The following is a 14276-nucleotide window of genomic DNA, read 5'->3' as shown; positions in this document are numbered from 1 at the left end:
GCGGGGCGTTCAGCCCGGAAGCTCGCCGAGCAGCTCGCGCGCGATGGTGTTGCGCTGGATCTCGCTGGTGCCGGTCAGCACGCGGTACATGCGCAGCATGCGGAACAGGAACTCCACGCGCCGGCCCTGCACGATGCCCTCGCCGCCGTGGATCTGCACCGCGCGGTCGGCGATGCGGAAGGCCGACTCGGAGCAGAACAGCTTGGCCATCGAGGCCTCGGCGCGCGCCTCCGAGCCGGCGTCGATCTGGCGCGCGGTCGCGAGCATCAGCGCGCGCGCGGCCGCCAGCTCGGTCGCCATGTCGGCGAGCAGGTGCTGGATCGCCTGGAACTGGCCGATGGCGCGGCCGAACTGGCGCCGCCGGCTGGCGTACTCGCAGGCATCGCGCAGCGCCACCGTGGCCAGCCCCACCATCGCGGGGCAGTGCAGCAGCCGGTTGACCGTGATGCGCCCGAGCGCGAGCGCCAGGCCGCGGCCGGGTTCGCCCACGAGGTTCGCCACCGGGATGCGGCAGTCCTCGAGCACGATGTCGCCGGTGTGCGACTGGCCCGCCATGGTCTTGTAGCCGGCCTCCACGCGCACGCCGGGCTGCGCCAGGTCGACGAAGAAGGCGCTGACCTCGCGCTGCGCCGGGTCGCTCGCGGTGGAGGCCATCAGCACCGCGAAGTCGGCGAAAGGAGATCCCGAGATGAAGCGCTTGCGGCCGTTGAGCACGAAGTGCTCGCCCTCGCGCACGGCGCGCGTCTGCACCGCGCCCGCGTCGGAGCCGGCCTCGGCCTCGGTCAGCGCGAAGCAGATCGCCTTCTCGGCGCGCGCCACCGGCACGATGAAGCGCTCCATGTGGTGCGGCGTGGCCTTGCGCACCAGCGCGCCCACGCGCGGCGGGCCGCTGAGCTCGCCGAGCACGTGCGGTGCCAGCGGCGAGCCGCTCGCGTAGATCGCTTCCTTCACGAGCACGTGGTCGAGCACCGAGAGGCCGAGCCCGCCCATGGCTTCGGGCAGGGTCATGCCGTAGAAGCCCAGCGCCTGCGAGCGGCGCCAGACCTGTCGCAGCAGCTCGCGGCTCGCGCCGTGCTCGTGGTCGATGCCGTGCGCGCGCACCAGGTCGGCGAGCTCGCCATGCAGGAAGTCCTCGATGCGCGCGATCAGCTCGGCCGCGCGCGCGGAACCTTCGAAGGGCCGCGCGTTCGTTTCGGACGACGAAAGGGATGCGTTCATGTCCTTTCCTTCCTTCAATTGACCATGCGGCTCTGGCCGGCCCAGTACGGCGCCTGGATCGCCTTGCGCGCGACCTTGCCGTTCGGGTTCTTCGGCAGCGTGCCCACGAACTCCACGCGGCGCGGCCGCTTGAAGCCGCCGAGCCGCTCGGCGCAAAAGGCATCGAGCGCGCCGCTGTCGAGCGCATGGCCGGGCTTGAGCACCACGTGCGCGGCCACGGCCTCGCCCCACTTGTCGTCGGGCACGGCGAACACGCAGGCATCGGCGACGGCCTCGTGCTGGTAGAGCACGGCCTCGACCTCCGAGGGATAGACGTTGAAGCCGCCGCTGATCACCATGTCCTTCTTGCGGTCGACGATGTAGACGAAGCCCTGGTCGTCGGCGCGCGCGAGGTCGCCCGTGTGGTAGCGGCCGTTCTGCAGCACCTCGGCCGTGAGCTCGGGCGCGCGCCAGTAGCCGGCGAACACGTCGGGGCCGCTGACCACGATCTCGCCGATCTCGCCGCGGGCCACCGGCTGGCCCGCGTCGTCGACGATCTCCACCAGCGACTCGAGGAAGGGCCGGCCGCACGAGGCCAGCCGCTCGGGCGCGGCGGCGCGCGCGAACAGGTGGTCCTCCACGCCGAGGCCGCACACGCCCGAGGTGGTCTCGCCCGCGCCGTAGCCCTGCGACAGCACCGGGCCGAACACGTCCATGGCGCGCAGGATGCGCGCGGGTGCCATCGGCGCGGCGCCGTAGCCCAGGCGCTGCAGGTCGGGCAGCGGGCGGTAGCGGCCCTCGAGCTCGGCCAGCAGCATGTTGATCATGGTCGGCACCATGAAGGTGTGGGTCACGCGCTCGGCCTTCATGTCGGCGAGGAAGCGGCCGGGCTCGAAGCCCGCGAACAGCCGGATGGTGGCGCCGCTGCACAGCGCGGGCACGATCTGCATGCCCGAGGCATGGGTGACCGGCCCGACCAGGCCCAGCAGATGGCCTTCGCGCATGCCCTCGGAACGCACGAGGAACTTGCGCAGCTGCGCGAGCCGGTTGCCGAAGGTCTGCATCGCGGCCTTGAGCACGCCCGAGGAGCCCGAGGTGTAGTGCAGCACGGCGAGCTCGTCGGCCTCGACGCTCGCGGCCTCGAAGGCGTCGCCGGCGCGGCCGAGCGCGCCCTCGTAGGAAGCGGCGTCGCCCTCGGGCAGGTCGACGAACAGCAGCATCGGGCGCGCGTCGCCCTTCAGGTGCGGCAGGAAGGCTTCGGCGCGCTCGGCCGTGGTGACGATCAGCGCGGCGCCGCTGTTGGCGACGATCTCGCCGACCTCGGCGGGCGAGAGCCGCGCATTGAACGGCGCCTTGACCAGCGCGGCCTTGTAGCAGGCCAGCTCGACCTCGACGATCTCGATGCAGTTCGGCAGGTAGATGCCGACGCGGTCGCCGCGCGCGAGGCCGAGCCCCAGCAGCGCGTTGGCGAGCCGGTTCGAGCGGCGGTCGAGCGCCTCGTAGCTGAGGCTGCGCGATTCGGTGCGCAGCGCGATCCGCGGGCCGTGCAGGCGCGCGCAGCGCGAAACGAGTTCGCCGACGTTGGCGACCCGGGGGGTGGTCTGTGGCAAGGGGTGTCTCCTGGATGCGGGCATGCGTTCGTGCATGCGATGCGCCACTGTCCGCCAAAGCGGCCTCGCGCAGGAAATACCGTTTGCTGATGCCGAGCCATCAATCGCATTGATGGCCTGGCTTGCGAGAAGCGCGCCGCGCTATGCCTCGGGCTCGACCTCGGCCAGCAGCTCGGCCTCCCAGCGGCCCTCGGCGATCAGCCGCGCGGCCTGCCGCACGAGCGAACGCGCCACCACCCGCGCGGCGGGATCGGGCGCGCGGTCGGCCGGCGTGGCGATGAAGTAGCTGCGCTGCAGCGCGGGCCGCATCACGCGCGCCGCGATCCAGCCCGTGCCCGCGGGCGGGTTGTCCGACAGCGCGCAGGCCGGCGTGAAGGTGAAGCCGGCGCCGCAGACATAGAGCGAGCGGATCACGCGCGCCGAGTCGTGCTCGTGCGCGAGGTTGAGCGCCACGCCGAGCGCGGCCGCGGCCTCCTCCACGCGCTGGCGGATCGCGAAGCGCCTCGACTGCAGCACCAGCGGCAGCCGGGCCGCGTCGGCGAAGTCGATCTCGGGCCGCGGCGCGGGCCGGGCCTTGCCGCGCCGGCCGGCGCGCAGGCGCGGCGCCACGCTGCCGTCGCGATCGAAGCCGCAGGCGAAGATGGCCTCGCGCGCGAGCGGACTGCAGGCCAGGCCCTCGACCTGCGGCGTGTCGACCAGGATGCCGACGTCGGCACGGCGGTCGAGCATGGCCTTCCTCACCATCAGGCTCAGGTCGTCGAGCACGAACACGCGGATGCGCGGATGCGAGGCCTTGAGCTCGGCCAGCACCGGCCCGAGCAGCAGCGAGGCCAGCAGGAAGGGCACGGCCACCGTGACCGAGCCCTCGGGCCCCTGCGGCAGGCGCTGGATGCGCTCGCGTACCGCGTCGGCGTCGGACAGCAGGCGCCGCGCATCCTCGTAGAGCTGCAGGCCCGCGGGCGTGGGCGTGACGCCGGCATGCGAGCGCTCGAACAGCTGCGCGCCGAGCTCGGCCTCGAGCTTCTTGATCTGCGCCGTGAGCGCCGGCTGCGCGATGTAGAGCGTGCCCGCCGCGCGCGAGAGGCTGCCGGCCTCGAGCACGGCGATGAAGTAGCGCAGGGTGCGCAGGTCCACGGTGCGGGCCTCGCCTCAGCGCTTGAGCAGCATGCGCACCGCCTCGGGCAGGCTGCGCGCCTCGGGCAGGAAATGGTCGAGGGTGGCGCCGAGGATCACGGCGCAGGCGACCGCGCCCAGCAGCGGCTTCCAGGTCAGCCGAACCGCGGCCATGAGCCAGCCCTCGCGCGCGACGCGCACCGCGGCGCGCGCCGAGACGTACGAGAAGGCCACCTCGATCGCCACGGCCAGCAGCGCGTCCCAGCTGAAATACAGCAGCACCAGCGAGCCGGCGCCGAGCACGACGGCGATGCAGACCAGGAAGATCGCGACCACCGGCACGACCACCACGGCGCCCTCGTCGGCACCGCCCGCGACCTCGAGCGCGCCGCTGGCGGCATCGGACAGCAGGCCGCCGTCGGCGCTGGCGCCCGAACGCGCGAGCGCGCTGCCCGCGTCGAGGGCCAGCTCGCCGGCATCGCCCGCGTCGACCGCGTCACCGAGGTCGGCGCGCCCCTCCACCAGCCGCTGCGCCCACCAGCGCAGCACCAGCAGGTAGCCGAGGTAGCCCACGCCCAGGGTCATGAAATAGCGCACCGCGAGCGACTGCACGCCCAGCAGGTGCATCTGCAGCGCCGAGGCACCCCACATCAGCAGCAGCGTGAAGCTGCCGATCAGGATGCCGTGCGTGCGCAGGCTGTGGTGGCGGTGCAGGTCGCGCTCGACCTGCGTCTCCCAAAGGCGCACCGAGCGCCAGTTGGAGAGGACCTTCATCGGTCGCGGTCGGCGGCCTCGGGCGCGAAGGGCACGCGCTGGGCCACCGCGCACATCAGCTCGTAGCCCACGGTGCCCGCGGCCCGCGCCACCTCGTCGATGGGCAGCACCGCATCGTTGGCGGTAGAGCGGCCCCACAGCGTGACCTCGCTGCCGAACTTCGCGTCGGGCACGGGCGTGAGGTCGACCGTGATCATGTCCATGCTGACGCGCCCGACCATGCGCGTGCGCACGCCGTCGACCAGCACCGGGGTGCCGGTGTCGCAGTGGCGCGGATAGCCGTCGGCATAGCCGACCGCCGCGATGCCGATCTTGAGCGGCGCATCGGCCGTGAAGCGCGAGCCGTAGCCGATGGTGTCGCCCGGTTGCAGGGTCTGCACGCCGATCAGCTTCGTCGACAGCGTCATGGTGGGCTGCAGCTGCCAATGGGCGGCGTCGTTGGCCGGGAAGTCGGGCGCGCTGCCGTACAGCACGATGCCGGGACGCACCCAGTCGCCGCGCGTGCGCTCGGCATGGCGCAGGGTGGCGGCGCTGTTGGCGATCGAGCGCTCGCCCGGCAGGTCGCGGGTGACGCGCTCGAAGGCCTCGACCTGGTGCGCGATGCCGCGCTCGCCGTCGGCGTCGCTGAAGTGGGTCATCAGCGAGATCTCGTCGACCTGGGTCAGCGCGTTGAGGCGGGTCCAGGCGGCGCCGAAGCGCTCGGGCGTGAAGCCCAGGCGGTTCATGCCGGAGTTCATCTTGAGGAATACGCGGTGCGGCTGCAGGGTCTTGTGGGCCGCGAGCATGTCGATCTGCTCGTCGCAGTGCACCGTGTGCCAGAGGTCAAGCCGCGAGCACAGCTCGAGGTCGCGCGCCTCGAACACGCCCTCGAGCAGCAGCACCGGCCCGCGCCAGCCCAGCGCGCGCACGCGCTGCGCCTCGGCCAGGTCGAGCAGCGCGAAGCCGTCGGCACCGCGCAGCCCCTCGTAGACGCGCTCGATGCCGTGGCCGTAGGCGTTGGCCTTGACCACCGCCCAGACGCGGGAATCGAGCGCATTGCGGCGCACGCGCTCGAGGTTGTGGCGCAGGGCATCGGTGTGGACCGTGGCGAGAATGGGGCGGGGCATGGCGAAGGGTCTTTGAAAACGATTTGCAGACCACGTTTTAGCATCTTCGGGAATGGGGTCGAATACGCAGAAGCCGCCTGCAGGAGCTGTCGTACCCCCATGCTATAACCGCCCATTCGCCTTCCGGGCGACACTTTTTCACTACTGCCAGCGACCCCCTGGCCAGCCAGCCCATCGATGAAGCGCGGTTTCTACACGATCATGTCGGCCCAGTTCTTTTCGTCGCTGGCCGACCAAGCGCTCTTCGTCGTTGCGGTCGATCTCATGCGAAGCGCCGGCGCGCCTGAATGGCAGCGCGCCGCGCTGGTGCCGATCTTCGCGGTGTTCTACGTGGTGCTCGCGCCGCTGGTGGGCGCCTTCGCCGATGCGCTGCCCAAGGGCCGGGTGATGTTCATCAGCAACGCCATCAAGGTGTTCGGCTGCCTGATGATGCTGTTCGGCTCGCACCCGCTGCTGTCCTATTCGATCGTCGGCCTGGGCGCGGCCGCCTACTCGCCGGCCAAGTACGGCATCCTCACCGAGCTGCTGCCGGCCTCGCAGCTGGTCAAGGCCAACGGCTGGATCGAGGGCCTGACGATCGCCTCGATCCTGCTGGGCATCGTGCTCGGCGGCACGCTGGTGGGCCACGCGGTGTCGAGCAAGCTGCTGGCCTTCGACATGCCCTTCATCGACACCGGCATCGACACGCCGGCCGAGGCCGCGCTCACGGTGCTGATCGTGGTCTACATGATCGCGGCCTGGTTCAACACGCGCATTCCGCACACCGGCGTCGAGATGCGCCCGATGCGCGCCAACCCCGAGCACAGCCTGGCGCGCAACCTGGTCGGCCTGCTGCCCGACTTCTGGCACTGCAACGCGCGCCTGTGGCGCGACCGCCTGGGCCAGATCTCGCTGGCCACCACCACCCTGTTCTGGGGCGCGGGCGGCAACCTCAAGTACATCGTGCTGGCCTGGGCCTCGCTGGCGCTGGGCTACAACACCACGCAGGCCTCGGCCCTCACGGGCGTGGTGACCATCGGCACCGCGGTGGGCGCCATCGTGGCCTCGATGCGCATGCGGCTGGACATGGCCACCCGCGTGATCCCCATGGGCATCGCGATGGGGCTGATGGTGATCTGCATGAACTTCATCGGCAACGTCTGGCTGGCGGTGCCCTTCCTCATCATCCTGGGCGGCCTCGGCGGCTTCCTGGTGGTGCCGATGAACGCGCTGCTGCAGCACCGCGGCCACAACCTGATGGGCGCCGGCCGCTCGATCGCGGTGCAGAACTTCAACGAGCAGGCCTGCATCCTGCTGCTCGGCGGCTTCTACAGCGTGTGCACCGGGCTGGGCCTGTCGGCCTACGGCGCGATCAGCGCCTTCGGCCTCGTGGTGGCGGGCTGCATGTGGATCATCAAGCGCTGGCACGAGAACAACCTCAAGAAGTACCCCGAGGAAGTCGAGCACCTCCTCGCAATCGCCCGCAGCGACAAGCATCATTGACCGGCCGGCTATGCTCGGCGGTTTGCCCGCCCGATGCCCGCCCTCGCCCTGATCTTCAATGCCTTCGTCTGGGGCTGTCGTGGTTTCCGTTCCGCCACATCGAGGGCCATGGCCTGCATCCGGTGTGGACCACCTGCCTGATCTACCTCGCGATCGCCACCGTGGTGGGCCTGCTGCGCCGCGGCGCCTGGGCCGGCTTCGCGGGCCATCCGATGCTGGTGCTGCTCGGCCTCGCGGCCGGCTTCACCAACGTGGGCTTCAACTGGGCCGTGACGCAGGGCGACGTGGTGCGCGTGGTGCTGCTGTTCTACATGATGCCGCTGTGGAGCGTGCTGCTGGGCTGGGCGGTGCTGGGCGAGCGGCCCACGGGCGGATCGCTGGCGCGCGTGGCGCTGGCGCTGGCCGGCGTGGCGGTGGTGCTCAAGACGCCGGGCACCGACTGGCCGGTGCCCTCGAGCCTGCCCGACTGGCTCGGCGTGGCGGCGGGCTTCGGCTTCGCGGTCACCAACATCGTGCTGCGCCAGCTGCGCGCGGCGCCCGGCGAATCGCGCGCGCTCGCGATGTTCTGCGGCTGCGCGGTGGTGGCGGGCACGGCCGCGCTGACCGGCACCGCGCTCGGCGCCTTCGCGCCGCCGACCGCCGCCTCGCCGGGCTGGATCGGCTGGGCCGCGCTGCTGGGCTTCGGCTTCGTGATCGCGAACGTCTGCCTGCAGTACGGCGCCGCGCGGCTGGCGGCCAGCGCGACGGCGGTGATCATGCTGTCGGAGGTGCTGTTCGCGAGCGTGTCGTCGGTGGCGCTGGGCGCGGCCACGATGAACTCGCGCATCCTCGCGGGCGGCGCGCTGATCGTGGCGGCCGCGGTCTGGTCCTCGTTTGCGCGAACGCCCGCCGCGAGCGAAGATCGCGCTCCTTCGACCCCCTGAGGACATTCCCATGACCAGCGTCTACGACTTCGAGGCCAGGCAGATCGACGGCCAGCCGGTGAGCCTCTCGGCCTACAAGGGCAAGGTGCTGCTGATCGTCAACACCGCGAGCAAGTGCGGCTTCACGCCGCAGTTCGCGGGCCTCGAGGAACTGCACGAGAAGTACGCCGGCCAGGGCCTCGCGGTGCTGGGTTTCCCGTCGAACCAGTTCGGCGGCCAGGACCCGGGCACCAACGAGGAGATCGGCGCCTTCTGCATGAAGAACTACGGCGTGAGCTTCCAGATGATGGAGAAGATCGACGTCAACGGCAGCGGTGCCGCGCCGCTCTATCAGTGGCTGGTGAAGGAGAAGCCGGGCCTGCTGGGCAGCACCGCCATCAAGTGGAACTTCACCAAGTTCCTGGTCGGGCGCGACGGCCAGGTGCGCAAGCGCTATGCGCCGCTCGACACGCCGGCCTCGCTCGCGCGCGACATCGAGGCGGCGCTGGCCGCCTCCGCCTGACGCTCAGTACCTGAAGCTCGCGGTCGTCGAGCCGCTGCCGACCGTGACGGCCTGGCTCTTCGACTCGCCGCCCTGGGTGGTCGCGACCACCGTGTAGCGGCCGGCGGGAATGTCGACCAGGCACACCGGCCCCGAGGCGCGCAGCGAGAGCGCGGCGGCGCCGTCCGCGCCCTTGATCTCGACCTGCACATCGGCCAGGTAGGCGCCGTCGGCGCGCGCGAACAGCAGCGCCAGCGGATGTTCCTTCATGGCGGCGCGCATGGCCTTCGACTCGTCGGAGCCGATGCCGCCGCAGACGTAGCGCGTGGCGCCCTCGCCCTTCCAGGCGGGCATGGCGGACTGGGCCTGGGCGGCGGTGAAGGCACCGACGCAGAGCGACAGGACGGCGGCCGCGAGCGCGGCGGGGGAGGAAAAGCGGGACATGGGACGTACTCCTTGGCGCGATGGATGCCGGGAATGATGCGCCGGCGCCACAGTCGGGCGAGTCGGACCAGGGCGCGGCGCCGTGTGCGGCGGTGGCGCGGCCGCCCGGCAGCGCGGGCGCACCGGCACCCGCTACAGTCGGCGGCTTCGCACTTCCAAGCCGCCATCCGGCGCATTTCACGCCATGCGCCACCGCGCCACTCCGCTCATCCTCCTGGCCCTGGCGGCCGTTCTCGCCGGCTGCGCGACCCGCACCGCGCCGCGCGTGACCATGCTCGGCGACGGCGTGCTGCGTTCGCCGAGCCCCGAGGAGGCCGAGGCCTACTGCCGCAACTTCGGCGCGCCGCTGCGCTTCGTGCCGCCGACCATCGAGCCCGCGCCCAAGGGCGAGGTCACCTACCGCTGCGATTGAGCCGTCACGCAGCCGGCTGCAGCGCCGCGTCGAGCAGCTCGACCCAGTGCCGCACCGGCAGCTCGCCGCTGCCGCTTTGCAGGTGCGTGATGCAGCCGATGTTGGCCGACGCGATCGCCACCGGCTGCAATTGCTTCAGGTGGCCCAGCTTGCGGTCGCGCAGCGGATAGGCGAGCTCGGGCTGCAGCACCGAGTAGGTGCCGGCCGAACCGCAGCACAGGTGCGATTCGTTCATCGCCACGCGCACGTCGAAGCCCAAGGCGCGCAGATGGGTCTCGATGCCGCCGCGCAGCTTCTGGCCGTGCTGCAGGGTGCAGGGCGGGTGGTAGGCGATGGTGCCGGGCGTCGCGCGCACGCGGGCTTTGAGCGCCGGCACCAGGTCGGGCAGCAGTTCGCCGAGGTCGCGCGTGAGCTCGCTGATGCGCGCGGCCTTCAACGCGTAGGCCGGGTCGTTGCGCAGCACGTGGCCGTACTCGCGCACGGTGACGCCGCAGCCCGAGGCGTTCATCACGATGGCTTCCACCTCGTCGCGCTCGACCAGCGGCCACCAGGCGTCGATGTTGGCGCGCATCTGCGCCTTGCCGCCCTCCTGGTCGTTGAGGTGGAACTTCACCGCGCCGCAGCAGCCGGCCTCGGGCGCGAGCACGGCCTGGATGCCGCCCGCGTCGAGCACGCGCGCGGTGGCGGTGTTGATGTTCGGCATCATCGACGGCTGCACGCAGCCCGCGAGCATCAGCACCTTGCGCGCGTGCGTGGTGGTGGGCCAGGCACCGGCCGCCTGCTTCGCGGGCACCTTGGCCTGGAGCGCGGCGGGCAGCAGGCCGCGCACCGACTGGCCCAGCTTCATCGCGGGGCCGAACAGCGGCGAGGGCAGGCCTTCCTTGAGCACCCAGCGCGTGGCCGACTCCATCGCGGGGCGCGGCACCTTCTCGTCGACGATGCGCCGGCCGATGTCGACCAGGTGGCCGTACTGCACGCCGCTCGGGCAGGTGCTCTCGCAGTTGCGGCAGGTCAGGCAGCGGTCGAGGTGCAGCTGCGTGCTGCGCGTGGGCGCCTGGCCCTCGAGCACCTGCTTGATCAGGTAGATGCGCCCGCGCGGGCCGTCGAGCTCGTCGCCGAGCAACTGGTAGGTCGGGCAGGTGGCGGTGCAGAAGCCGCAGTGCACGCACTTGCGCAGGATGGCCTCGGCCTCGCGGCCGTCGTCGGTGCCGCGGAATTCGGGAGCGAGCTCGGTTTGCATCGTGGGGTCGGTTCTTGTCGTTGTCTCGTGAAACTCGCCGGCCTCAGGGGCCGGAGGACGCGTCGTTCTTGCGCCGCGGGCGGATCGCGCCGAGCAGCTGGCGCAGGTGGGCCGAACGCCGCACGTCCTCGATGAAGGGCGGCAGCGACAGCGCCAGCAGCAGCGCCGCGAGCGGCACCACGCAGACGAAGCCGACGTAGGTGAAGCCGGCCGCGCCGACGATGCCGCCCGTGACGAACATGCCGACCAGCCCCGCGAACAGCCGCAGCCGCGCGGCGTTGTGGCGCACCGGTCCCGCCGGGGTTTCGCCGGGCTTCGCGCGGCGGTTCCAGTACAGCAGCTTGCCGAGCTCGATGCCGAGGTCGGTGAGGTTGCCGGTCATGTGGGTGGTGCGGATGCGGCCGCCCGAGGTCTTGGAGCCCACCGCGTTCTGCAGCCCCATGATGAAGGACAGCAGCAGCACCGTGAGCGGCACCGCGAAGGGCGTGTGCCAGGTCAGCGTGATCGCGCCCATCAGGCCGAAGGGCAGCATCAGCGCCGACTCGAGCAGCAGCGGCAGCGCATAGACGCTGCGCAGGTGGTGCTGGCGCGCCCAGTTGACCAGCAGCGCCGAGACCGCCGCGCCCGCCACGAAGGCCAGGATCGCGCCCAGCGCATTGAGCAGCAGCGTGGCGTTGCCGAGCACCAGGCCGTCGGCCACCTGCGAGGTGAAGCCGGTCATGTGCGAGGTGTACATGTGCAGCACCAGGAAGCCGCCCGCATTGACGGCGCCGGCGTTGAACGCGAGCAGCAGGCCGAGCATGTGGTTGGTCGAGGGCGCGCGATGGCGGCCGGTGAGGAAGCGCAGGCGCCGCATGGGGTCGCTCAGTCGAAGGCGTGCAGGCGGCCGCGGTCGAACACGGCGTGCGGATCGAACTCGCGCATCAGCGCGCGGTGGATGCGCTCGACGGCGGGCTCGAGCCGGTCGAAGCGCGGCGCCGCGGCCTCGTGAGCTTCGCCGTGCGCGGCCAGGCGGAACAGCGTCGCATGCCCGCCCGCCGCGCGCGCGGCCTCGCGGATGCGCGCGGCCGCGGCCGGCGTGGGCGGCGCCTTGTACCAGCGCTGGCCGCCATGCCATTCGACCAGCGGCGCGCCGAATGCCTCGAGCCCCAGCACCGGCGCGGTCTGCGGCACCGACAGGCGCCACAGCGCATCGGGCCCGGCCGCGGTGTCGAACCACGGCAGGCTCTGCTCGCGCAGCGACTGCCAATCGGCCGCGGCGTGATCCTTGTCCTTGCGCTCGCCGCCGAGGTGAGTGCAGGCAGCCTCGACCGCCGCCACCGCGCCGCGCAGCCGCAGGTAGAGCGCGCCGGCGCCCGCGTATTCGAACCAGCAGCTCGCGTTGAGCGGCAGCGGCCGGCCGCCCCATTCATTGAGCAGCCGCAGCGCATCGGCCTGGTCGCACGCGAACTCCAGCGTGGCCTCGGCCGGCGGCACCGGCAGCACCTTGAGGCTGACCCCGGCGATCAGGCCCAGCGTGCCGAGCGAACCCGCGAGCACGCGCGAGACGTCGTAGCCCGCCACGTTCTTCATCACCTGGCCACCGAAGCTCAACACCTCGCCGCGGCCGTTGACCAGCGTGGCGCCGAGCACGTAGTCGCGCACATTGCCCACGCTGGCGCGCGACGGGCCCGCGAGGCCCGCGGCGACCATGCCGCCGACGGTCGCACCCGCCGCGAAGTGCGGCGGCTCGAAGGCCAGGCACTGCCCTTTCTCGGCCAGCGCCGCCTCGAGCTCGGCCAGCGGCGTGCCCGCGCGCACGGTCACGACCAGCTCGCTGGGCTCGTAGCTCGCGATGCCCGCGAGCGCGCGCGTGTCGAGCAGCTCGCCGCGCGGCGCCTCGCCGTAGAAGTCCTTGCTGCCGCCGCCGCGGATGCGCAACACGGTGCCGTCGGCGGCCGCGGCGCGGATGCGCTCGACGGCCTGACCCAGTGCGTGATCGATGCCGCTCATCAGAACCTCGGCAGCTCGGGATGCGGCAGGCGGCCGCCGCGCACCACCTGCCTGCCGTACTCGGCGCAGCGCTGCAGCGTGGGGATCACCTTGCCGGGGTTCAGCATGCCTTCGGGATCGAAGGCGCGCTTGACGCCGAACATCTGCTCGTTCTCGGCGGCCGTGAACTGCACGCACATGCTGTTGAGCTTCTCCACGCCCACGCCATGCTCGCCCGAGACGGTGCCGCCCATCGCAACGCTGGTCTCGAGGATGTCGGCGCCGAACAGCTCGCAGCGGTGCAGCTCGTCGGGGTCGTTGGCATCGAACAGCACCAGCGGATGCAGGTTGCCGTCGCCCGCGTGGAACACGTTGCAGCAGCGCAGGCCGTACTTCTGCTCCATCGCCTGGATCGCGAGCAGGATGTCGGCCAGCCGCTTGCGCGGGATGGTGGAGTCCAGGCACATGTAGTCGGGGCTGATGCGGCCCGAGGCCGGGAAGGCGTTCTTGCGCCCGCTCCAGAAGCGCATGCGCTCGTCCTCGCTGTTGCTGACCGCGATGGCGGTGGCGCCGCAGCCGCGCAGCACGGCCGTCATGCGGCCGATCTCCTCCTCGACCTCCTCGGGCGTGCCGTCGGATTCGCACAGCAGGATGGCGGCCGCGTCGAGGTCGTAGCCGGCATGCACGAAGTCCTCGACGGCGGCGGTCATGGGCTTGTCCATCATCTCGAGCCCCGCGGGGATGATGCCCGCGGCGATCACCGCGGCCACCGCGTCGCCGGCTTTGCGCACGTCGTCGAAGCTGGCCATGATGCAGCGCGCCAGCTGCGGCTTGGGCACCAGCTTCACCGTGACCTCGGTGGTGACGGCGAGCATGCCCTCGCTGCCGATCACCAGCGCCAGGAGGTCGAGGCCGGCGGCATCGAGCGCCTCGCCGCCGAACGCCACCGGCTCGCCCTCGGCCGTGAAGCCGCGCACCTGGAGCACGTTGTGCAGCGTGAGGCCGTACTTGAGGCAGTGCACGCCGCCCGAGTTCTCGGCCACGTTGCCGCCGATCGAGCAGGCGATCTGGCTCGAGGGATCGGGCGCGTAGTAGAGGTTGTAGGGCGCGGCGGCCTCGCTGATGGCGAGGTTGCGCACGCCGCACTGCACGAGCGCGGTGCGCGCGACCGGGTCGATCTTCAGGATGCGGTTGAACTTGGCGAGCGACAGGGTCACGCCCATCTCGTGCGGCATGGCGCCGCCCGACAGCCCCGTGCCCGAGCCGCGCGCCACCACCGGCACGCCCAGCGCGTGGCAGGTGCGCAGCACGGCCGCCACCTGCTCTTCGGTCTCGGGCAGCGCCACCACCAGCGGCCGCTGGCGGTAGGCCGTGAGGCCGTCGCACTCGTAGGGCGTGGTGTCCTCGGCATGCCAGATCAGCGCATGCGCCGGCAGGTGGGCCTGCAGCGCGCGCACGACCTGCGACTGGCGTTCTGTCTTCTGGAGCGACGCATGCTGCGTCGGGCTCGGGGGCGCGTTCAT

Annotated in this window: 13 protein-coding genes and 1 pseudogene; 4 read left to right on the top strand and 10 right to left on the bottom strand. The window is 71.7% G+C overall.

From position 1 onward, the window contains the following. Positions 1-9: 9 nt before the first annotated feature. The 5 genes from AC1HIL_RS05190 to alr form a co-directional block, all read right to left on the bottom strand. The gene (locus AC1HIL_RS05190; protein ID WP_479671299.1) at positions 10-1218 is read right to left on the bottom strand and encodes an acyl-CoA dehydrogenase family protein; all 1209 of its coding nucleotides are present in this window, start codon (positions 1216-1218) and stop codon (positions 10-12) included. Between the two features lie 14 nt (positions 1219-1232). Then, complete coding sequence (locus AC1HIL_RS05185) at positions 1233-2843, bottom strand: AMP-binding protein (protein WP_479671298.1); 1611 nt, start codon at positions 2841-2843, stop codon at positions 1233-1235. A 105-nt stretch (positions 2844-2948) separates the two neighbouring features. After that, positions 2949-3941 (bottom strand): LysR family transcriptional regulator, encoded by a 993-nt coding sequence (locus AC1HIL_RS05180; protein ID WP_479671297.1) that lies wholly within the window; start codon positions 3939-3941, stop codon positions 2949-2951. Positions 3942-3956: 15 nt separating this feature from the next. After that, positions 3957-4694, bottom strand: coding sequence for a hypothetical protein (locus tag AC1HIL_RS05175; protein ID WP_057592734.1), 738 nt, complete (start codon positions 4692-4694; stop codon positions 3957-3959). After that, a complete protein-coding gene (alr, locus tag AC1HIL_RS05170) occupies positions 4691-5800 on the bottom strand; it encodes an alanine racemase (RefSeq protein ID WP_057592733.1) in 1110 nt (369 codons plus the stop codon). The genes AC1HIL_RS05175 and alr overlap by 4 nt, the downstream gene beginning before the upstream one ends. A 177-nt stretch (positions 5801-5977) precedes the next feature. Between alr and lplT the strand changes: the two genes are divergently transcribed. The 3 genes and pseudogenes from lplT to AC1HIL_RS05155 all read left to right on the top strand — a co-directional run bounded on the left by lplT (position 5978) and on the right by AC1HIL_RS05155 (position 8707). Then, complete coding sequence (gene lplT / locus AC1HIL_RS05165) at positions 5978-7282, top strand: lysophospholipid transporter LplT (RefSeq protein WP_057592732.1); 1305 nt, start codon at positions 5978-5980, stop codon at positions 7280-7282. A 33-nt stretch (positions 7283-7315) separates the two neighbouring features. Next, positions 7316-8205 (top strand): annotated as a pseudogene (locus tag AC1HIL_RS05160) (DMT family transporter). A 10-nt stretch (positions 8206-8215) separates the two neighbouring features. Continuing rightward, positions 8216-8707 (top strand): glutathione peroxidase, encoded by a 492-nt coding sequence (locus AC1HIL_RS05155; protein ID WP_057597349.1) that lies wholly within the window; start codon positions 8216-8218, stop codon positions 8705-8707. A 3-nt stretch (positions 8708-8710) separates the two neighbouring features. Here AC1HIL_RS05155 and AC1HIL_RS05150 read toward each other — a convergent pair whose 3' ends face one another. Then, positions 8711-9130, bottom strand: coding sequence for a carboxypeptidase regulatory-like domain-containing protein (locus tag AC1HIL_RS05150; protein WP_479671296.1), 420 nt, complete (start codon positions 9128-9130; stop codon positions 8711-8713). 184 nt (positions 9131-9314) lie between these two features. Here AC1HIL_RS05150 and AC1HIL_RS05145 point away from each other — a divergent pair, with 184 nt between their 5' ends. Further along, positions 9315-9542 (top strand): hypothetical protein, encoded by a 228-nt coding sequence (locus tag AC1HIL_RS05145; RefSeq protein ID WP_261211978.1) that lies wholly within the window; start codon positions 9315-9317, stop codon positions 9540-9542. A 4-nt stretch (positions 9543-9546) separates the two neighbouring features. Here AC1HIL_RS05145 and glcF read toward each other — a convergent pair whose 3' ends face one another. From glcF to AC1HIL_RS05125, 4 genes are read right to left on the bottom strand one after another with little or no spacing between them, the layout of a single operon-like run. Beyond that, positions 9547-10782: a glycolate oxidase subunit GlcF gene (glcF, locus tag AC1HIL_RS05140; protein ID WP_057597347.1), complete on the bottom strand. Its 1236-nt coding sequence runs from the start codon at positions 10780-10782 to the stop codon at positions 9547-9549. A 43-nt stretch (positions 10783-10825) separates the two neighbouring features. Continuing rightward, on the bottom strand, positions 10826-11638 hold the full coding sequence (locus tag AC1HIL_RS05135; protein WP_479671295.1) for a YoaK family protein: 813 nt from the start codon (positions 11636-11638) through the stop codon (positions 10826-10828). Positions 11639-11646: 8 nt separating this feature from the next. Then, complete coding sequence (glcE, locus tag AC1HIL_RS05130) at positions 11647-12774, bottom strand: glycolate oxidase subunit GlcE (RefSeq protein ID WP_479671294.1); 1128 nt, start codon at positions 12772-12774, stop codon at positions 11647-11649. Beyond that, a complete protein-coding gene (locus AC1HIL_RS05125; RefSeq protein ID WP_479671293.1) occupies positions 12774-14276 on the bottom strand; it encodes an FAD-linked oxidase C-terminal domain-containing protein in 1503 nt (500 codons plus the stop codon). Before AC1HIL_RS05125 ends, glcE begins: the two co-directional genes overlap by 1 nt.

This window comes from Variovorax sp. ISS6, assembly GCF_056523145.1.
This window is presented reverse-complemented; position numbering and strand designations above follow the sequence as displayed.

What these genes read in the sequence shown, in the direction of transcription:
- AC1HIL_RS05150 (WP_479671296.1), bottom strand. Translation starts at nt 9,130, where the DNA reads ATGTCCCGCTTTTCCTCCCCCGCCGCGCTCGCGGCCGCCGTCCTGTCG.
- lplT (WP_057592732.1), top strand. Translation starts at nt 5,978, where the DNA reads ATGAAGCGCGGTTTCTACACGATCATGTCGGCCCAGTTCTTTTCGTCG.
- AC1HIL_RS05145 (WP_261211978.1), top strand. Translation starts at nt 9,315, where the DNA reads ATGCGCCACCGCGCCACTCCGCTCATCCTCCTGGCCCTGGCGGCCGTT.
- AC1HIL_RS05155 (WP_057597349.1), top strand. Translation starts at nt 8,216, where the DNA reads ATGACCAGCGTCTACGACTTCGAGGCCAGGCAGATCGACGGCCAGCCG.
- AC1HIL_RS05175 (WP_057592734.1), bottom strand. Translation starts at nt 4,694, where the DNA reads ATGAAGGTCCTCTCCAACTGGCGCTCGGTGCGCCTTTGGGAGACGCAG.
- alr (WP_057592733.1), bottom strand. Translation starts at nt 5,800, where the DNA reads ATGCCCCGCCCCATTCTCGCCACGGTCCACACCGATGCCCTGCGCCAC.
- glcE (WP_479671294.1), bottom strand. Translation starts at nt 12,774, where the DNA reads ATGAGCGGCATCGATCACGCACTGGGTCAGGCCGTCGAGCGCATCCGC.
- AC1HIL_RS05190 (WP_479671299.1), bottom strand. Translation starts at nt 1,218, where the DNA reads ATGAACGCATCCCTTTCGTCGTCCGAAACGAACGCGCGGCCCTTCGAA.
- glcF (WP_057597347.1), bottom strand. Translation starts at nt 10,782, where the DNA reads ATGCAAACCGAGCTCGCTCCCGAATTCCGCGGCACCGACGACGGCCGC.
- AC1HIL_RS05135 (WP_479671295.1), bottom strand. Translation starts at nt 11,638, where the DNA reads ATGCGGCGCCTGCGCTTCCTCACCGGCCGCCATCGCGCGCCCTCGACC.
- AC1HIL_RS05185 (WP_479671298.1), bottom strand. Translation starts at nt 2,843, where the DNA reads ATGCACGAACGCATGCCCGCATCCAGGAGACACCCCTTGCCACAGACC.
- AC1HIL_RS05125 (WP_479671293.1), bottom strand. Translation starts at nt 14,276, where the DNA reads ATGAACGCGCCCCCGAGCCCGACGCAGCATGCGTCGCTCCAGAAGACA.